General features: G+C 56.3%; 15 protein-coding genes. 8 read left to right on the forward strand and 7 right to left on the reverse strand.

Annotated features, from left to right (window positions below; translation table 11 throughout):
* Positions 1 to 2 precede the first annotated feature (2 nt).
* The 4 genes from WFM49_RS15280 to WFM49_RS15295 are packed head-to-tail and all read right to left on the reverse strand — an operon-like array spanning position 3 to position 3,931.
* The gene (locus WFM49_RS15280) at positions 3 to 572 is read right to left on the reverse strand and encodes a chalcone isomerase family protein (RefSeq protein WP_022983618.1); all 570 of its coding nucleotides are present in this window, start codon (positions 570 to 572) and stop codon (positions 3 to 5) included.
* On the reverse strand, positions 565 to 1,836 hold the full coding sequence (locus tag WFM49_RS15285; RefSeq protein ID WP_336974143.1) for a cyclopropane-fatty-acyl-phospholipid synthase family protein: 1,272 nt from the start codon (positions 1,834 to 1,836) through the stop codon (positions 565 to 567). The genes WFM49_RS15280 and WFM49_RS15285 overlap by 8 nt, the downstream gene beginning before the upstream one ends.
* A complete protein-coding gene (locus WFM49_RS15290; protein ID WP_336974145.1) occupies positions 1,833 to 2,585 on the reverse strand; it encodes a DUF1365 domain-containing protein in 753 nt (250 codons plus the stop codon). The genes WFM49_RS15285 and WFM49_RS15290 overlap by 4 nt, the downstream gene beginning before the upstream one ends.
* Complete coding sequence (locus tag WFM49_RS15295) at positions 2,582 to 3,931, reverse strand: NAD(P)/FAD-dependent oxidoreductase (protein WP_336974150.1); 1,350 nt, start codon at positions 3,929 to 3,931, stop codon at positions 2,582 to 2,584. The genes WFM49_RS15290 and WFM49_RS15295 overlap by 4 nt, the downstream gene beginning before the upstream one ends.
* 143 nt (positions 3,932 to 4,074) lie before the next feature.
* Between WFM49_RS15295 and WFM49_RS15300 the strand changes: the two genes are divergently transcribed.
* Positions 4,075 to 4,731, forward strand: coding sequence for a TetR/AcrR family transcriptional regulator (locus WFM49_RS15300; RefSeq protein WP_009458777.1), 657 nt, complete (start codon positions 4,075 to 4,077; stop codon positions 4,729 to 4,731).
* 66 nt (positions 4,732 to 4,797) lie between these two features.
* On the opposite strand, the gene WFM49_RS15305 is transcribed toward WFM49_RS15300, so the two are convergent.
* Complete coding sequence (locus tag WFM49_RS15305) at positions 4,798 to 5,268, reverse strand: nuclear transport factor 2 family protein (protein ID WP_009458783.1); 471 nt, start codon at positions 5,266 to 5,268, stop codon at positions 4,798 to 4,800.
* Between the two features lie 173 nt (positions 5,269 to 5,441).
* Between WFM49_RS15305 and WFM49_RS15310 the strand changes: the two genes are divergently transcribed.
* Positions 5,442 to 6,245: a formylglycine-generating enzyme family protein gene (locus WFM49_RS15310; RefSeq protein WP_336974153.1), complete on the forward strand. Its 804-nt coding sequence runs from the start codon at positions 5,442 to 5,444 to the stop codon at positions 6,243 to 6,245.
* Positions 6,246 to 6,253: 8 nt separating this feature from the next.
* On the opposite strand, the gene WFM49_RS15315 is transcribed toward WFM49_RS15310, so the two are convergent.
* Together WFM49_RS15315 and norR are read right to left on the reverse strand one after the other, a co-directional pair.
* On the reverse strand, positions 6,254 to 6,952 hold the full coding sequence (locus WFM49_RS15315; protein ID WP_009458784.1) for a Crp/Fnr family transcriptional regulator: 699 nt from the start codon (positions 6,950 to 6,952) through the stop codon (positions 6,254 to 6,256).
* Positions 6,945 to 8,486 (reverse strand): nitric oxide reductase transcriptional regulator NorR, encoded by a 1,542-nt coding sequence (gene norR / locus WFM49_RS15320; RefSeq protein ID WP_336974155.1) that lies wholly within the window; start codon positions 8,484 to 8,486, stop codon positions 6,945 to 6,947. The genes WFM49_RS15315 and norR overlap by 8 nt, the downstream gene beginning before the upstream one ends.
* Before the next feature lie 306 nt (positions 8,487 to 8,792).
* Between norR and WFM49_RS15325 the strand changes: the two genes are divergently transcribed.
* The 6 genes from WFM49_RS15325 to WFM49_RS15350 all read left to right on the forward strand — a co-directional run bounded on the left by WFM49_RS15325 (position 8,793) and on the right by WFM49_RS15350 (position 18,202).
* Complete coding sequence (locus tag WFM49_RS15325; RefSeq protein WP_009458786.1) at positions 8,793 to 11,072, forward strand: nitric-oxide reductase large subunit; 2,280 nt, start codon at positions 8,793 to 8,795, stop codon at positions 11,070 to 11,072.
* A 267-nt stretch (positions 11,073 to 11,339) separates the two neighbouring features.
* Positions 11,340 to 12,182, forward strand: coding sequence for a p-hydroxycinnamoyl CoA hydratase/lyase (locus WFM49_RS15330; RefSeq protein ID WP_250756143.1), 843 nt, complete (start codon positions 11,340 to 11,342; stop codon positions 12,180 to 12,182).
* 85 nt (positions 12,183 to 12,267) lie between these two features.
* On the forward strand, positions 12,268 to 14,391 hold the full coding sequence (locus WFM49_RS15335) for an acetate--CoA ligase family protein (RefSeq protein WP_336974159.1): 2,124 nt from the start codon (positions 12,268 to 12,270) through the stop codon (positions 14,389 to 14,391).
* Positions 14,392 to 14,460: 69 nt separating this feature from the next.
* Positions 14,461 to 15,831: a spinster family MFS transporter gene (locus WFM49_RS15340; RefSeq protein WP_336974161.1), complete on the forward strand. Its 1,371-nt coding sequence runs from the start codon at positions 14,461 to 14,463 to the stop codon at positions 15,829 to 15,831.
* A 2-nt stretch (positions 15,832 to 15,833) separates the two neighbouring features.
* Positions 15,834 to 17,609, forward strand: coding sequence for an acyl-CoA dehydrogenase (locus tag WFM49_RS15345; protein ID WP_336974164.1), 1,776 nt, complete (start codon positions 15,834 to 15,836; stop codon positions 17,607 to 17,609).
* Positions 17,610 to 17,737: 128 nt separating this feature from the next.
* Positions 17,738 to 18,202, forward strand: coding sequence for a MarR family winged helix-turn-helix transcriptional regulator (locus WFM49_RS15350; protein ID WP_009458790.1), 465 nt, complete (start codon positions 17,738 to 17,740; stop codon positions 18,200 to 18,202).
* Positions 18,203 to 18,209 lie beyond the last annotated feature (7 nt).

Genomic DNA, 18,209 nt, shown 5'->3' on the forward strand with positions numbered 1-18,209 from the left:
TATCAGCGTTTGCCTAAGAGGGCTGTTCGCAAGCCTGGTGCAGAAGTCTGCTCAGACAGCCAAATTCCGAAAAACAGGCGCGCATACTCTGCGTCCTGAATACGGGCGGTTTCACGTCCATTATGGAAAAAGCGGACATCGCCGGTTCCGTCTGTCACGCCCAGCAGGCGATCTTGTGCCAGGACATCCGGAAAAGCCTTTTTCATCAGGAGCAGCCATTGGCGAGCCTGCTGCTCGGAGAAACTGCCCACACGCCGCATTTCGGCAACTGAACGCTCGGCAATGGCTTCGCCTTCCAGTTTGCGGTCATAGATCAGCTCCAGGGCGAAGGGCTGGCGTGCATACTCTTTGGGCTCGAAGTCCGGCATTGCCCACAGGCGCGCCTCGTAAACCCGCAGTCCAAAAAAGCGCATGGGACCACTGCCAACAAGATGGGCAGAGGGCAGGGTGGAGCGCAGCTCCTGGGGGACAGCCGCTGCGGCCGCCGAGAGATTAGGGGTCATGGCAATAAGGGTAGGGGCGAGAAGGCTGATGCCCACGATCAGGGCCTGGCGTCGTCGAATATCAGTCATGGTCAGGCCTTCTCAGGGTGAACTGGACTACATCGGTGTTGCCCATATCAAAGGCAGCCTCGCAATAGGCCAGATAAAATCGCCAGATGCGAACAAAGCGCTCGTCAAAGCCCTGGCTGCGGACTGCATCGAGCTTTTGCTCAAAAGCCTGACGCCAGCGTCGGAGTGTTTCGGCGTAATCCTTGCCAAAGCTCATTGCTCTGACCACGGTCAGGCCAGCTCGCTGGGCCTCGCGCTCGAAGGCCGTGACACTGGGCAGCAGCCCTCCGGGAAAAATGAATTGCTGGATAAAGTCGGAGGAGTGCAAATAACGGGCAAAAAGGTCTTCGCGCAGGGTGATGGATTGCACGCAGGCATAGCCGCCCGGTTTGAGGCAATCATGCAAAGTCTTGAAGTAGGTGCGCCAGTATTCATGCCCGACAGCTTCGAACATTTCAATGGAGACAATGGCGTCAAAGGGCTGCGCCGCGTGTTCTTTCGCCAGATCCCGGTAGTCCTGATAACGCAGATCAACCTGTTCCTGCAGGCCGGCTTTGCTTATGCGCTGCATGCCCCAGTCAAGCTGTTCGCGTGACAAGGTGACCCCTGTCACCTGCGCGCCGAACTCCGTGGCCGCTGTCTGGGCAAGCGCTCCCCAGCCACAGCCAATTTCCAGCAGTTGTTGCCCCGGCTGCAGTCCCGTCTCACGCAGCGCCCGTCTGGTTTTTGCGCCTTGAGCCTGCTCCAGATCAGCCTCGTGCAAGGCCGAGCCGTCAAGACCTTCGAACCAGGCAGCGCTGTAGCTCATGCTTGGGTCCAGCCAGAGTCGATAAAAGTCGTTGCCCAGATCGTAGTGAGCATGAATGTTTTTAGCGCTGCCCGCCCGCGTGTTGCGGTGAAGCATATGGCGCAGTCTGAAGCCCAGTCGAGCCCACCAGTGACCGTACACCAGTTGTTCCAGGTGATTGCGGTTGCGGATGCACAGACGCAGCAAGCCGCTTAGGTCATCGGTGTCCCATTGACCTTCTATATAGCCTTCCGCAAAGCCAATGTCGCCCGAGCTCAAGATGCGGTCCAGCGCCTCCCACTGCCCGATTGCGCAGCAGGCGTCGGGTTCCACTGCATTTTGCTTGGGAAAATGCCGCACTTGCCCATCGGGCAACTGAAGCTCCAACTGGCCATGAGGCAAATGCGTCAAGAGCTTCAGGACGCGGTTCGCGTGAGGTGACAAGTCGCTGCTTGCTGTTGCGGACTTGCTCAAGAGAGTGGCGGTGCTTGTATTCATCGTGTGACAGAGCGCTTGGGCGCTGGTGGTTTGCGATGGAAGGGAAGCCGCTTTGCCCACAGGCGTAGTGCTTGCCAATGGATGCGAACAATGACCCCCAGGGTCATCAGCGGTGTGCCAAAAAATGCCCTGCGTACGGTAGCCGCATTCAGGGGGTGTAGCGTTCCTTGAACACCTGTGCGTAACAGGGGGCCTGCGTCGTCGTACAGATCGACGAGCGCCAGGTTGGTAGTTTCATCGCGCGAGAATCGAAAGCGATACTCGCCGTGGGTTTCGCAAAACGGGGAGACATGAAATTGCTTGCTGGCAACTTGTTCGCAATCCCAGCCCAGATGCGGCCCTGCCAGGAGATAGGCATGACGCTCACCGAAGGTGTTGTTGACTTCGGCCAGAATCGCCGCCAGCGAACCGTCGGCCCGATGGGCGTACCAGAAGCTCACGGGCTTGAAGACATAACCCAGGACGCGCGGAAAGGTATGCAGCCAGATCTCGCCATCCGCATCCTCAATACCTTCCTGCTCTAACAGAGATTCAAACCAGGCCAGAGCGTCATTACCGCCATTGCCATGATCGCTGTCATGAAAGCTGATCCAGCCGCGTTGGTTGCGGCGCAGGACGGGGACTGGGTGTTCCCGCAGGCTACGCATGGGAAGCAGCAGGAAATAACCAGGGTAATGAAAGGCGTGCTCGACTGGCCGCAGCCGCCGATGCCAGATATGACCAAAGCCAATGAGAGCGGAGGCATTCATACGGTTTCCTCCTGCCTGAGATCAGTGTGGGCCGCCTGCTCTGCACGGTTCAGGGACAGCAGAACCTGGTCAGCGGCGCTCAGACCCGAACGCAAACCGTCCTCGTGAAATCCGTAGCCGCACCAGGCACCGCAGAACCAGGTCCGGCGTTGGCCCTGCAACTTTTCAAGCTGTTGTTGTGCCAGGATGGCGGCATGGTCAAAGACTGGGTGGCTGTACGTAATGCGCGCATGTACCTTGTCCGCGGCTATGGGACGGGCCGGATTGAGCGAGACCACGACGGCTTGCTGCCAGGGCAGTGGCTGAAGGCGGTTGATGAGGTAATGCAGGCAAACTCCGGTTTCCTCTGAAGCCGCCGAGCTGGCGCGTTCATAGTTCCAGGCCGCCCAGGCGGCTTGGCGCTGTGGCAAGACGGCAGTGTCGGTATGCAATACGGCTTCATTGGCTTGATAACGAATGCTGCCCAGCACGGCACGCTCTGTCTGGGTTGCGTCCTGGCCCAGCAGGCGCAATGCCTGATCACTATGGCAGGCCAGCACGACAGCATCGAACTGCTCGGTACCGTGAGGCATTTCTACCATGACGCTTTGGGCTTCACGTTTAAGGCTGAACACAGGGGCGTTCAATCGGATTTCGTGGCGGCCGTCCTCTTGCAGTCGCTCAATGATGCGGCGTACGTAGCGTTGAGAGCCGCCTCGAACGGTGTGCCACTGGGGACGTTTGGTGATCTGGATTAGTCCGTGATTGTGACAAAAGCGAATCAGGGTAGCGACGGGGAAGCGGAGCATTTGATCGGTCGGACAAGACCAGATGCTGCCAATCATGGGCAACAGGTAGTTGTTGCGAAATGTGCTGCCAAAGCCATGCAGATCCAGAAAGGTTTCTATGGGCGTATTGAGTTGTGACTCAAGCTGGCGCTGGGCGATATCCGTCGTCAGACGATTGAAGCGCAAAATTTCCAGCAACATGCCAATAAAGCGTGGGCTTATCAAGTTCCTGCGCTGTGCAAACACGCTGCCTAGAGAGCTACCGCTCCATTCCAGCCCCGGTCTGCCATCAGGGTGGGGAATCTGCACGGAGAAGGACATCTCCGAGGGGGCGGTCTCTACCTCCAGCTCCTTGAATAGCTTTGTGAGCAGGGGATAGGTGCGGTGGTTGAACACCAAAAAACCGGTATCCACCCCGTGGCTAATACCATCCAGGCTGAGCTCGACAGTATTGGCATGTCCGCCGAAATAAGAGTTGGCTTCAATCAGACAGACGCGATGCGTGTCTTGGGAGTGAGCAAGACGATAGGCAGCGGCCAAGCCGGATATGCCCGAACCGATTACAGCGATACGACGCATGGCAGCTCCTTAGGGTGTTGCGCAGGAGGTTATGAACCGGAAAGATCAAACAGTGAACTTATTAGTTCAAACTATAAACCTTAAATAATATTTTTGCACTATTTGGTATGCAAGATGATCTCATTCGTCCTAAAATAGAACTCATGAACGCTCGATCCTCAATCAAAGAACAAATCCAGCGCGTACGCGTAGAAGCCATCGTGACCGCTGTTAACCGTCTTTTGGCGACCAAAGGCTACGATGCCATGACGGTCGACCAAGTCGCCGCCGAGGCAGGCATGGCCAAGGCCAGCCTATATAAGCTGTTTACGTCCAAGGAAGAATTGGCCGCTGCGGCGATGGTGGGCGTGCTCGATCGCGCCCTGGCTTTTGTGGATGAGCTGCGCAAACAGGCTCAGGATGCTGCAGAAGCAGGCCAACCCATTACGGCGATTGATCAGCTCAAATCTGTGGTGCGCTGGACGATGGATACCCAGTTGCAAGGGGAAATGCCGTCGCTGCCCGCGCAGAACTCAAGCCTTAGCGCCTCGCTCCAGTCAAATGATGAGTACATGGATCGCCTGATTGCCTTGAGTAATCGTCTGAGCACCTGGATTATCGAGGCGCAGACGGCAGGCAGCCTGCAATCGGGTCTGCCAGTCGAGCTGGTGCTCTACACCTTGTTTGCGCGTGCATGTGACCCTGTGGTGAGCCTTCTCAAAGAGTCGGGGCAGTACACCCACGAGCAGATCATTGAATGGGTGAGCAGCACCACCTTTGATGGTCTGGCAGGCTCGGGCCGTACGTCCTTGGCACAGTAAGACAGTCTCCGGAATCCGTCCGGCACCCCCTGCCGGTGTTGGGTACGGAGTGTGAGGGGGGGGGGGCTACTTTTCCGATGTGGACATCGTACGTCGCAGCCAGCGCATCAATAAACCCAGCATGGGTAGCTTTTCGTAAAGCTCCTCTGCCGCATCCCAATAATCTCGATGATGGGTCACCCGACCTTGTCCATCAAAGGACAGCGCTGACGCTCCCCGGATGCAGTGTTCAAGATCCGGCTTCCAGCGTTTGATGCAGAAGCGGAACTCCCATTCCAGAAAGGCTCGTTGGTCCTGGACGATCTGCTGCGTAATGACAAAGCGTGGCGAGTGCAACGCTGTAAACATGTGCTCGAAGATGCCGCGGATGGCTGCAACGCCCTCTACCTCATTGAAGGGGTCCTTGAAATGGGCGTCAGGCGCATAGCAGACCTCCAGCTCGGATAGCCGGTCTGGCGTCAGCCCTTGATAAAGATGGACAATGCGGCGCACTGCCGCCGCCATATCTTCGGAACCTGTCGTCAAGTCAGCATTCATTTTTTTGGCCCGAGGGTTCAAGGAGCGATGGGAGACCAGCAGTATAAGGCTCAAGGAAGGGGCAGGAACGTGTGAGCGGAGAATTTTGATGCCTTAAGGACGCTGTTTGCCTTGGCGCAAGGACATGAACCACTGGCTACGTTTCAATGGTGGCTGTCTCTTGGGAGTTCACAATGCAAAGTCGTGTAGCGGGAACCGTGCTGTTAGCGGCCATCTTGGCCGGATGTTCGGCTGGGGAGTCCAGCAATCCGTCCGCTTTGCCCGAACTGGTGGAAGTGGCTGGCCCGGCCCGTGAGCTCATGCAGGCTGGCGAGTACTTGCTCGATGGCCGCCTGGTCGCGTCCGATACGGTGATGTATGCCCCGGCCCCGACCCTGAAAGCGATGAAATATCAAGTCAGCCAGTACGAGTACGATCAGTGCGTTCGTGCAGAACGTTGCAAGGCTGCAGATGCAGTGGGTCGAGGGCAGGCCAAGAATATGCCGGTTGTCGGGGTGAGCTGGCAGGACGGACAGGATTACGCTGCCTGGTTAAGCGAGCGTACAGGCAAGACATTCCGTTTGCCGCAGTATCTGGAATGGAGCTATTTCGCCGATCAGAAAGTACCTGAATCGGCGCAGGGTGGGCTGGATGAGAATGAGCAGGCCGCTTTGTGGCTGCAGGAATATCAGGAAAGCTACAAGCGCAAACAGGAGCAAGAGGTGCCCTTGGCGCCTTTGGGGCAGGGCGTTGCCAATGCTTATGGGGTGTTTGATGCGGGTGGGCAGGTGGCTGAATGGACCAATACCTGCCATGTCCGGGTACACCGCATCAGCATGCCGCGCGCAGAGTCTCGCCTGGAAAACTGCGGTGTCCGTACCTTGGGGGGCGAGCACATTGCTGTGATGCCTGACTTTATTCGCGACCCAAAAACCGGGGCGTGTTCGGTTGGTGTGCCGCCGCGTTACTTGGGTCTGCGTCTGGTCACTGAAGACTAAACCCGCGCTTAGCCGCGTTCCAGAACCGCTTGTGCAAACTTGTCCAAGTCCGCAATCGTAATTTGCTTGCGGCCTGCCAGAATCAAACCTTGATGATCCCAGCTGCTGACGACGCGGCTGGCCGTGTACAAGGTGGTCCCGGCCAGGTCGGCCAGATCTTGCCGGGTTACCGGAATACTCAAGGACGTCCCTTGTGCGCCGCTTTGGCCCACCTGGCGAATCAAGCGCAGCAGGCTGTGAGCCAGCCGCTGCTCCACTTCCAGACTATGAATCTCCAGCAGGCGATCATCGGCATCGCTTAGTCGTTGTGCGACCGTGTCTTGTGCAGAACTGAGCAGGCAAGGAAAGCGTTGCGTCAGGCTGTCCCAGGACTTTTCAGGCCAGGCCAATGCGGCGCTGGTGGTCACGCTAATGGCGGTTGCCGGATAGTTGCGACGGCGCAGGGCAGGGGCAATGCCAATTACGTCGCCGGGCAAGGCAAAACGTACCAGGAGTTGTGAGCCATTGGGCATGGTGCGTACGACTTTGATCAGGCCTTGCAGCAGAACAAAAAAGTGGTCGCTGCTTTGTTCCTGACGAAAGACCTGGCTGTCCTTGTCGTAGTGGATCAGGCGCCCCTCCTGCCACAGTTCGTTAATGCTGGCTGCGTCCAGCTGGGAGAAAACGGGCAGGCTGGCTAACAAGGAGGGGTAGGATATGTCAGTCATCACTTAAGCTTTCTGAGCGGGTTTTAAGCCCTAGTTTGCTGGCCAGCTTGTGCAGATTGCTGGGGTCTATGCCTAGCTGCCGGGCAGCCTGGCTCCAGTTACCGTCGGTCTCATCCAGAGCTTGCCGGATCAGCCGGCTTTGCAGCTGCTCAACGGACTGACGCAAGGATGGGCGAGGTAAGCCAATAGCCGTACTGGTCGCTGCGACAGGCTGGTGGGTAGAAGGTAACAAATTGAGATTATCGGCGCCAAGCGTAAATATTTGGTTACGATCTGGCGTATCGACCAGCAGGCGGATGGTTGCCCTACTGATTAAATGTTCTAGTTCGCGAACATTACCTGGCCAATGATAAGCCAGTAAAGCGGCTTCTGCGTCGGGGGATAAGCGAATTCCGCGCAATCCCAAACGAGAACGGTTGGTTTCCAGAAAGTGGCCTGCCAGCAGCAGAATGTCCTGATGGCGGTCGCGCAGTGCGGGGATCGTGAGGGGGAAAACCGACAGACGGTGAAACAAGTCCGCCCGGAAACCACCTTGGGCGATCTGCTGGCTCAGATCACGGTTGGTGGCAGCAACCAGACGTACATTCAATTTAATGGGGTGGTCCGCCCCCAGGCGCTGAATCTCGCCGTTCTGCAAAGTACGCAGCAGTTTGGCTTGTATCGTTAAAGACAACTCGCCGATTTCATCCAGAAACAGGGTGCCGCCCTGGGCCGCTTCAAAGCGCCCGGCCCGATTCTCATGGGCACCCGAGAATGCGCCCTTTACGTGCCCGAATAATTCGCTTTCTGCCAGAGACTCGGGCAGGGCAGCGCAGTTCACGTAGATCAAGGGTTTGTTGTGGCGTGGTGAGCGTTGGTGCAGGCGTTGTGCAAATAACTCCTTCCCCACGCCGGTCTCACCCAGCAAGAGCACAGGCAGCTCGGAGGTGGCCACCGTGTCCAGTAATTGAATGACCTCCAGCAGGGATTTGCTGTTGCCAATGATGGCGGCCGAGTTATTGCGCGACAGGTAATCGGGCGGCAAGGTGGAGAGCAGGCGCAAGCTGCGGTTTTCTTCTTCCAGCTCGCTGATGCGAATTGCGCTTTCCAACACCAGACACCAGTGCTTGAGTTCCACCAGCGTGGAGGCTGAAAACGTCCCTGGTCGCAAGGCATCCAGCGTCAGAATGCCCCAGGGCGTGCCCTGGACTTGCACGGTAATTCCCACGCAATCATGCACCGGTAGGGGCTGGCCCAGCTTGTCATCAAGCAGGCCGTCATACGGGTCCGGCAGGGCACAGTTGGGTTCAAAGCGGGTCAGGCTGTGGGAGTTCAGGATCCGCGCCAGTCGGGGATGATCTGCAATGACAAAGTGACGCCCCAAAGTGTCATGGCCCAGACCACTGGCCGCCACAATGCGCAGCACCGTGTCGTCCAGCTTCAGCAAACCCGCCGCATCACAGCCAAAGTGCCGTGCCAGCAAATGCACCATGCGCTGCAGGCGTAACGCTCCCGGAATCTCGGTGGCAAGGTCGGCAATCAAGAGATCTAGCATGGGTGAAAAATACCCTTATGGTGAAAAATACCCAGTTTTGTCGAGGTAGTTTATACCCAGGCTGATTGCAATCCTTTGATCTATGTCGTCCAGAACTTGGCACGGTCTTTGCTTTAGATGTTTTGTCATACATTTTTAAGGACTATGACATGACCCCCGACTTAGCAGAACATCGCTACAAGGCGTGTGCTTCGGTCCGTCCCCCGTTCCGGGGCCGTACCCAAACAGGTTTTGACCAGGTAACTGGGTCCTGCCAGGACTTGTTTGGATTGGGTCGTTTGATTCATCAGCGAGACGGAGAAGAAAATGCGTAGCTATAAAAAACTATGGTGGTCCCTGGTGGCAGTCACCATGGTGACCTTTGCCATCCTGGGATGGACAGGTGTGGAGGTGTATCGCCAGGCACCCCCCATGCCCGTCAAGGTAGTCACACCGGATGGCCGTGAATTTACCTCACAGGAACAGATACATCGTGGCCAGTCCGCCTGGCAAAGTACCGGCGGCATGCAGCTGGGCTCGATCTGGGGGCATGGGGCCTACCAGGCCCCGGACTGGAGCGCCGACTGGTTGCACCGCGAGGCTCTGGCCTGGCTGGATCTGGCTGCCCAGCAAACCTACTCGCTGAACTACGATCAGCTGACATCCAGTCAGCAGGCCACTTTGCGGCAGGAGCTGCAGGACGAATACCGTCCCAACCGCATTGATGAAGCGACGGGCGTATTGCAGATCAGCGAACGTCGCGCCAAGGCCATCGATACCACCGCCCAGTATTACATCGACCTGTTTGGCGACGCGCCTGAGCTGAAGTCCAGCCGCGAAAGCTTCGCCATGAAGGACAACACCTTGCCAGAGCTGCAGCGTCGTCAGGACATGACCCGCTTTTTCTTCTGGCTGTCCTGGGCCACGGTAACCGAGCGTCCTGGCACCACCGTCAGCTATACCAACAACTGGCCACATGAGCCTTTGGTGGATAACCATCCTTCCACGGCCAATATTGTCTGGTCCATTGTCAGTATCGTGCTCTTGCTGGCCGGTATTGGTTTGCTGGTCTGGATCTGGGCCTTTACGCACAAAGAAGAGGAAGCCCCTGTTGCACCGGCCACTGATCCGGTTCTGGCTTTCCGCCTGACCCCTTCGCAGCGTGCCCTGAAAAAATATGCCTTCCTGACGGTTGCCCTGTTTGTCATCCAGGTCTTCCTGGGCGGCTTTACGGCGCACTACACGGTCGAAGGCCAGATGTTCTATGGCATAGACGTGTCGCAGTGGTTCCCTTACTCCTTGACCCGTACCTGGCATATTCAGGCAGCCCTTTTGTGGATTGCCAGTGGCTTCCTGACCGCTGGTCTGTTCCTGGTGCCATTGATTAACGGGGGCGAGGATCCGAAGTTCCAGCGTCTGGGTGTGGACGTTCTGTTCGGCGCTCTGGTTGTGCTCTTTATTGGTTCTTTTGCCGGCAACTTCCTGGCCATCAAAAACATCCTGCCCCCCGAGCTGAACTTCTGGTTCGGTCACCAGGGTTATGAGTATCTGGATCTGGGCCGTTTCTGGCAGATCATCAAGTTCATTGGCCTGGCTTTCTGGCTCCTGCTGATGTTGCGTGGCATGTGGCCTGCCTTGCGTCGTGACAAGGGCGACAACCATTTATTGGTTCTGTTGACCATCTCTACCGTGGCCATTGGTCTGTTCTACGGTACCGGCTTGTTCTATGGCGAGCACACCAATATCACCATCATGGAGTACTGGCGCTGGTGGGTGGTTCACCTGTGGGTTGAGGGCTTCTTCGAGGTCTTTGCAACGGTTGCCATGGGCTTTATCTTCCTGACCTTGGGTCTGGTTTCCAAGCGTAGTGCCACGATTGCGGGTTTGGCAGCGGCCTCGCTGTTCCTGGTCGGTGGTGTGCCTGGTACTTTGCACCACCTGTACTTCTCGGGTACGACCACGCCGATCATGGCCATTGGTGCTTCCTTCAGCGCGTTGGAAGTGGTGCCTTTGATCATGCTGGGCTACGAAGCTTTCCATAACTGGAAGATGCAGAAACAAGCCAGCTGGATGAGTGATTTGCGTTGGCCTGTCATGTTCTTTGTGGCCGTGGCCTTCTGGAACATGCTGGGTGCTGGTGTGTTTGGCTTCCTGATCAACCCACCTATCTCGCTGTACTACATCCAGGGTTTGAACACCACGCCATTGCATGCTCACGCAGCCTTGTTCGGTGTGTATGGCTTCCTGTCTCTGGGCTTTGTCTTGCTGGTGGTGCGTTATATCTCGCCCGAGGTTCGTTACAACGATCGCCTGATGAGCTGGGGCTTCTGGACGCTGAACCTGGGTCTGGTGCTGATGATGTTCGTCAGCTTGCTGCCGGCCGGGATTATTCAGGCTTGGGCCAGCATCTCGGAAGGCATGTGGTATGCCCGCAGCGAAGAGTTCATGCAGCAGCCTATCCTGCAATCCCTGCGCTGGTGGCGTACCTTGGGTGACGTTGTGTTCATTGCCGGTGCCTTGATTGTGTTCCAGCAGGTTTGGGTACGTATTTCCGCACGGCGTCGGACAATCTCGGCCAATTCTGCGGGTGCTATCAAAACATCCTGATCTTGTTCCCTCACGCTTTCTTATCTTAAGAGAGAGTCTCTGCAAGAAAACCGCCTTCGGGCGGTTTTTTTCATATTGGACGCAGATTGGTCAAGCAGGGAGCGCATCGCTTGATCAGGTCAGACTAGTGACCTTATGCAAGGTTGTATTTGTAGTCACCTAGGGTTAACGCTGTATTGTGATGATCAATAATGGTTATATATCATAATAATTATCGAGTTGAATCAATTGATCAAACACTCAGTTTTAAAAGAGCAAGGAAGGCTGATGAATATTGAACGCACAGAAGAGCAAACCGTGTTGTGTACGGTAGAGGGCCGTATCGCTTGGGTGAAATTTAATCGTCCCGAGAAACGCAACGCCATGAGTCCGCAACTTAATCGTCAGATGATGCGTGTGCTCGATGAACTGGAGTTCCGTGAGGACGTTGGTGTGGTGGTGCTCAGTGGCGAGGGCTCGGCTTGGACTGCTGGTATGGATTTGAAAGAATATTTCAGGGAAACAGAAGCCACTGGCCTGAAAGGGACGCGTAAGGCGCAACGCGAAAGCTACGGTTGGTGGCGCCGACTGCGTTGGTTTCAGAAACCGACGATTGCGATGGTTAATGGCTGGTGCTTTGGTGGAGGCTATGGTCCCTTGTTTGCCTGCGACTTGGCGTTTGCCGCGGATGAGGCCACGTTCGGCTTGTCTGAAATCAATTGGGGTATTTTGCCCGGTGGAGGGGCCTCAAAAGTTGCTGTGGAGTTGTTGTCATTCCGTAATGCGATGTATCACGCCATGATGGGTGAGAGTATTGACGGTCGGACGGCAGCCCAGTGGGGGCTGGTCAATGAGTCCTTGCCCTTGGAGAGCTTGCAAGAGCGCGTGACACAGGTCGCCCGAGTCTTGCTGCAAAAAAACCCGATTGCATTGAAGGCCACCAAGGATGCCATCCGTCGTGTGCAGGAAATGACCTACGACAATGCGGAAGATTATCTGGTGCGTGTTCAGGAGGCGGCCAACAGTTTTGATAACGAAGGTCGCAAAGAAGGTATGCGGCAGTTTTTGGACGACAAAACATACAAACCTGGCTTGGGAACCTACGACCTTTCCAAACAAGAAGCCCGATAAGGGGCACAGCAGGGGGACAGCCTCTTTGGTCTGAAAGAGCGCTGCCACCACTCAATGGGAGACAGCAGTGATAAGGACACAGAGGGTGGCCGCTCAGCGGCCGGATATCGGGCGGCTGTTAAGGCCGGGCTCCATAGCTATTGTGGGCGCATCGGCCACACCCGGAGCACTGGGTGCATCGGTACTGGGTAATCTGGAGCGAAACGGTTTTGCCGGCGAGATTTACTTGATCAATCCCAGGCGAGTCCAGATAGCAGGCCGTCCTTGCTTGACATCCGTTGAGCAGTTGCCTGACGGCGTGGATGTGGCTGTATTGGCGATTCCACAAACGGCCGTTCTGGATACCGTTCGTTCACTGGCCAAGCGGCGTGTCGGTGCGGCGATCATCTTTACGGCAGGTTTTGCCGAGGCCGGTATACAGGGGCAAGCCGAGCAAAATGAGATTGCCCGAATCGCGGCTGAGGCTGGCATGGTGATCGAAGGGCCCAACTGTTTGGGGAGTATCAATTATCAGCAAGGTGTGCCATTGACGTTTGTGCAAGTTGACATTCGGCACAAGACGCAGGAACAACAGCCGTGCATTGGGGTGGTGTCGCAAAGCGGTGCGATGATGACGGTGTTGTGCACCACCTTGTCCAGTCGCAACTTGCCCTTGTCCTACGCGGTTTCGACGGGCAATGAGGCGGCCAGTGCTGCGGAGGACTATGTGGAGTTCCTGCTGGAGCAAAGCCATACCCGCGTTATTGCGATGATTGTGGAGCAGTTTCGTCATCCAGAGCGCATGCTGGCAGCGGTTACTCAGGCACGTAGTCAGGGCAAGACGCTTGTACTGCTTCATCCGGGCAAAAGTAGTGCGGCTCGCGCGTCCGCGGCCACACATACCGGTGTTCTGGCAGGCGACTATTCATTGATGCGCACCAAGATGGAGCGTGCGGGTGCTGTTTTTGCTGAAACGCTGGAAGAGCTGGGTGATATCGCCGAGATTGCCATTCGTTGTCCTGCCTTGCCGGCTGCGGGCGTAGCGGTTCTGGGTGAGTCGGGGGCCTTCAAGGCCTTGACCCTGGATTGGGCCGAGGCTCTGCAACTGGACCTGCCGGAGATCAGTGATCAGGACTCACCGCAGCTAAGGTCGGTGTTGCCCGGCTTTGTGGGTGTGAGCAATCCCTTGGACTTGACGGCGCAAGGTTTGGTTGATCCGGACCTTTACTACCGTACTTTGACGGCTTTGCTGAGGGACGAACGCTTCTCCACTCTTGTTGTTGGCCTGATTCAGGGCGATACGGTGACCTGCGGCATCAAAATGCCACCGGTGCTGCGAGCCATACACGACTTGCGTCCCCGAAAAGCCGTGGTGCTTGCCGGATTGGACGAGGGGGCGGCTGTTCCACCCGAGTTCATTGAGCAAATGCGTAGCCTGGGCGTTCCATATTTCCCCAGTACCGAGCGGGCCTTGCGTGCCGTACAACGTTTGACAGCGTTTCAAGCACGTAGCTTTGACAGTAGTCACAGCGAACCCAAAGCTTTAGTGTTGCCGACAGATCGTACCGTCATTCCTGAATATCAGGCCAAGCAGATCCTGGCCCAAGCGGGCATACCATTTGCCCGTGGAGAACTGGCTACGTGCCTGGAACAGGCGGTAGAGGCTGCCCAGACGCTGGGTTGGCCTGTTGCGCTCAAGGCCCAGTCTGCGCAGTTAAGTCATAAGAGCGATGCAGGCGGTGTCATTCTCAACGTTGGCGACAGGCCATCTTTAGAGCAGGCCTGGAACCGTCTGCATGAGAATGTGGCTAACTACGACGTGAGTATTGTTCTTGATGGTGTGCTGGTAGAGGTCATGGGACGGCGCGGCCTGGAGATGATTGTAGGGGCGCGTCAGGATCCGCAGTGGGGACCCGTGATTTTAGTAGGCATGGGGGGGGTTACGGCAGAAATCATGCGCGATGTTCGCTTGTTGGATGCTGATCTCTCCATGACAGAGGTATTACATGAGCTCGATCAGTTGCAGGCAGCGGCCTTGTTGCATGGCTATCGAGGCTCCCCCAGACTTGATCGCGAAGCATTGGCCGAGTTGATCATCCGTCTTGGGCAGGTGTTGCGTGGGACGCCTGCTATTAGCGAGATAGACCTCAATCCGGTCATTGTGCTGCCTGAAGGTCAGGGTGTAGTTGCATTAGATGCCTTGATGCTGCTTCAGGGCCAAAGCGGCTGAGGCCCACCAGGGCTGGCTGTTCATGCCAGTCCATTTAATTTCCTTCCCCATCCTTCACAGGAGTTTGCCTTGAGCCTGCCTTACTTGCCGGGCCGTGTACGCATGCCCGCTTCCAACCAGCTTTCAACCTTGGGCTATGCGTATTACGTCACGATTGTCTTGTTGCTGGCCTACACGCTGTCTTTTGTGGATCGCCAGATTTTGGGCCTGTTAGTGCAGCCCATCAAGAAGGATTTGCATCTGTCAGATTGGGTGTTCAGTATTGTTCACGGCTTTGCATTTGCCATTTTCTATACGTTTGTTGGAATTTTTCTGGGCCGCTTGGCGGATAGTTGGAATCGTCGGAACCTGATTGTGATCGGAATGGTGGTGTGGGTGTTGGCTACTGCCGCAGGAGGCTATGTGACTGGCTTTGCATCGCTTTTTGTCGCCCGTATGTTTGTGGGCATTGGCGAGGCCGCCCTGTCTCCGGCCGCCTATTCTATGTTGGCCGATTACTTTGCCCCCGAGCGTCGGGCCCGCGCCATGAGTATCTATACATCAGGGGTTTATATAGGATCGGCGACTGCATTTATTGTGGGTGGGCTGGTTATTGAAGCGACCAGCCAATCAGGCACGCTGATGTTTCCGCTGCTGGGCAGCTTCAAACCCTGGCAGGCGGCCTTCATCTTTGTGGCTTTGCCCGGTATTCCTCTTATTCTGCTAATGCTGACCGTGCGCGAGCCGGTGCGGCGGGGCATGAAAGGGACTGACTCGACTCCACATGCCGGTTCGGCTCCCGCTCCTGATTGGCGCTATGTGCTGCGCCATAAACGGGCTTACTTTCCACTGCTGCTGGCTCCCGGCTTGACTGCCATGATCACGTTCGGCGTCACGGCCTGGCTGCCCGCCACCTTTATCCGCCAGTGGGGGTGGACTCCTGGTGAAATTGGCCCAGCCTATGGGGTCATTATTCTGAGCTTTGGCATTGGTGGCATGCTGGTCAGTGGCTTTCTGGCTGACCGTCTGACAGCACGGGGCAAGCTGGTAGGCTCGATCCTTATTTCCTTGGCCGCCACCAGCGTTTTGATCGTGACTGGAGTGGCGCTGGCCTTCGCCCCTTCTGCCGAGCTTGCTTTGGTGGCTGTGGCAGCAACGACCTTCTTTCTGGGGATGCCCGTTGCCTTGGCCCCCCCTATCTTGCAGGCCATTACCCCCAATCAATTGCGGGGACAAGTCACATCGATTTACCTGCTTCTGATTAATTTGATTGGCTTGGGTATGGGGCCCTTTCTGGTCGCTTTTTTCACGGATTTTATTTTCCATGACGAACAGAAAGTAGGGCTGTCATTGGGTTTGGTCTCTGCCTTGGCAGCCTTGTTGTCAGCAGTGTGCCTGGCCCGGGCGATTGGCCCGTATCGTCAACTGGTCGCCATTTTGGCGCAGCAAGAGAGGACTTAAGTATGCAAGCATCGCATTATCAGCCCCCATTAGAGGACTTTCGTTTTGTACAGCAATATTGCTTGCAGGCGGAGGAGGATTGGTGCCGTTTGTCGGCTTACGAAGGGCTGGATCAGGAAACGGCAGATAGGGTAGTTGAGGCCGCCGGTCGCTTCTGTGCCGACGTCTTGGCTCCGCTTAATGGGCCAGCTGATTTGCAAGGATGTCGTCTAGAGAATGGCCGGGTCTTGACACCAGACGGGTTTGCCAAGGCCTATACAGATTTTGTGGCGGCTGGATGGCCTGCGTTGGCCTGCGATCCCGGCGTGGGTGGCCAGGGCCTGCCTCAGTTGCTCGATACGGCCTTGCATGAAATGTTGGCATCAGCCAATCATGGCTGGGCCATGTATCCAGGAATTCTGCATGGTGCCTATGCCTGCCTGAATGCTCATGGTGATGAATACATTCGCCGCACCTATCTGCCGCATATCGTTAGCGGACGCTGGTTAGCCACAATGTGCCTGACTGAACCACAAGCCGGTTCCGATTTGGGTTTGCTGCGTACCCAGGCGCTGCCCGAACAAGAAGGTTCTTACCGCCTGCATGGCAACAAGATCTTCATCTCCGGTGGCGATCAGGATATGAGCGAGAACATCGTTCATCTGGTGCTGGCACGTCTGCCTGATGCCCCTGCCGGGACACGGGGGCTGTCCTTGTTCCTGGCCCCGCGCCTGATTCCCAAGGAGGGGGGGCTTGTGCCCAATACGATTTACTGTGATGGCCTTGAGAAGAAAATGGGCATCAAAGGCAGTGCTACTTGCTCGATGCGTTTCGAGGCAGCCCATGCGTGGCTGATAGGCAAACCGCATCAAGGCCTGGCCGCCATGTTTGTGATGATGAATTCGGCTCGTTTGCATGTTGGGTTGCAAGGCTTAGGTCATGCAGAAGCGGCGTGGCAACTGGCCCGCACGTATGCTCACGAACGTTATCAGATGCGGGTGCAACCCCGCCCGGCACAGGCCAAGGGAGTAGCGGATCCTATTGCCCATCATCCCGCTATGCAACGCATTCTCGCCGACTTGCGTGTCTGGACGGAAGGTATGCGGGTGATGGCGGCATGGACAGCGCATCAGCTTGATTTGGCGCAGAGCTTGCCAGAGGGTGAAGAGCAGACTCGGGCGCAGGATCTGGCCTCTTTACTGACACCAGTCGTCAAGTCGTTATTTACAGAGCGGGGCTTTTCCTTGGCCAGCGACGCACTGCAAGTTTTTGGCGGCTATGGGTACGTACATGAGTATCGTATTGAGCAAACGCTTCGAGATGCGCGTATTGCCATGATTTATGAAGGAACCAACCAGATCCAGGCGTTGGATCTGCTACAGCGCAAGATTGCCGCCGTGGGGCCCGAGGCCTTGCAACCTTTGCTCCAGGCCTGGCGCTGGGAAGCGGATGCCTGTCTGGAGGCGTTGGCAGAATGTCCATGGGGGAAAGCATTAAGACAGTGGAGTGACCAGCTGTACATAGTGACGACCCATTTATGCACCTGCGCTCAACACGATACGCAAGTACTGGCCCGGTGTGCGGAGGACTATCTGCGCTTGGTCGGCATCGTGTGTATGGCATTTGCCTGGGCACGGGCAGGGCGGGTCAGTCGCTTGCATGCCGATACCAGCTTGTGCGAGCGCAAGGTGGCTAGTGCCGATTATTTCTTTGATCATGGCTTGCTGGATGCCCGCTATTACTTGAGCAGGATCGAGGCGGCAGTGACAAGCGCGGTGCCTGTGCACAAGCTCGTCTGAGACGGTTGGTGGGTCTATGCTCTATGATTGATGTCTGCACCGATCAACGGTGTGCCACTCAGGATGGTGTCGATGTTGTGTCGACACTGTCTTGCAGGCATTTTTCTTTTTTAGTCAGACACCAACTCATGGACAGTGCTCTCGAATCCGCGGTTGACCAGTCACGCCTTCTCCGCTTTCTGGGCTATCGCCTCACGCGTACGGAAATTCATATTCATAAGTTGTTTGCGCATCGTGTTGCCGAGCATGATCTCAAGCCCAGTGAGTTTTCTATTTTGATCTTGCTCGATGCTAATCCGGGAATCTATTTGCGCCAATTGGGTGAAACGCTGGATATCTCGCCATCCAATCTGGTGCCGGTGGTCGAGCGTCTGGTCAAGCGTGGCTTGATCGAACGTCATTCAGATCCGCGGGATCGACGCTTACAGCAATTACATCTGACTGCCCAAGGCCAGACTTTGCTCTTGCCTGCTGAAGAGCAGGTCGGAAAACTGGAGGAGGAATTGGAACAGATACTCACCGCCGCTGAGCGGCGCCATTTGTTCTCGGCCCTGGACAAACTGATGGCAGTCCAAGAGAGTCGCGAAAGCTGATCAGTTG

Source organism: Alcaligenes sp. PF14, assembly GCF_037150615.1.
Lineage (GTDB): Bacteria > Pseudomonadota > Gammaproteobacteria > Burkholderiales > Burkholderiaceae_B > Alcaligenes > Alcaligenes phenolicus.

Excerpts from the sequence above, each read along its gene's own strand:
- WFM49_RS15315 (WP_009458784.1), bottom strand. The coding sequence starts at position 6,952 with ATGACTGACATATCCTACCCCTCCTTGTTAGCCAGCCTGCCCGTTTTC.
- WFM49_RS15310 (WP_336974153.1), top strand. The coding sequence starts at position 5,442 with ATGCAAAGTCGTGTAGCGGGAACCGTGCTGTTAGCGGCCATCTTGGCC.
- WFM49_RS15300 (WP_009458777.1), top strand. The coding sequence starts at position 4,075 with ATGAACGCTCGATCCTCAATCAAAGAACAAATCCAGCGCGTACGCGTA.
- WFM49_RS15345 (WP_336974164.1), top strand. The coding sequence starts at position 15,834 with ATGCAAGCATCGCATTATCAGCCCCCATTAGAGGACTTTCGTTTTGTA.
- WFM49_RS15350 (WP_009458790.1), top strand. The coding sequence starts at position 17,738 with ATGGACAGTGCTCTCGAATCCGCGGTTGACCAGTCACGCCTTCTCCGC.
- WFM49_RS15330 (WP_250756143.1), top strand. The coding sequence starts at position 11,340 with ATGAATATTGAACGCACAGAAGAGCAAACCGTGTTGTGTACGGTAGAG.
- WFM49_RS15305 (WP_009458783.1), bottom strand. The coding sequence starts at position 5,268 with ATGAATGCTGACTTGACGACAGGTTCCGAAGATATGGCGGCGGCAGTG.
- WFM49_RS15325 (WP_009458786.1), top strand. The coding sequence starts at position 8,793 with ATGCGTAGCTATAAAAAACTATGGTGGTCCCTGGTGGCAGTCACCATG.
- WFM49_RS15295 (WP_336974150.1), bottom strand. The coding sequence starts at position 3,931 with ATGCGTCGTATCGCTGTAATCGGTTCGGGCATATCCGGCTTGGCCGCT.
- WFM49_RS15280 (WP_022983618.1), bottom strand. The coding sequence starts at position 572 with ATGACTGATATTCGACGACGCCAGGCCCTGATCGTGGGCATCAGCCTT.
- norR (WP_336974155.1), bottom strand. The coding sequence starts at position 8,486 with ATGCTAGATCTCTTGATTGCCGACCTTGCCACCGAGATTCCGGGAGCG.
- WFM49_RS15285 (WP_336974143.1), bottom strand. The coding sequence starts at position 1,836 with ATGAATACAAGCACCGCCACTCTCTTGAGCAAGTCCGCAACAGCAAGC.
- WFM49_RS15290 (WP_336974145.1), bottom strand. The coding sequence starts at position 2,585 with ATGAATGCCTCCGCTCTCATTGGCTTTGGTCATATCTGGCATCGGCGG.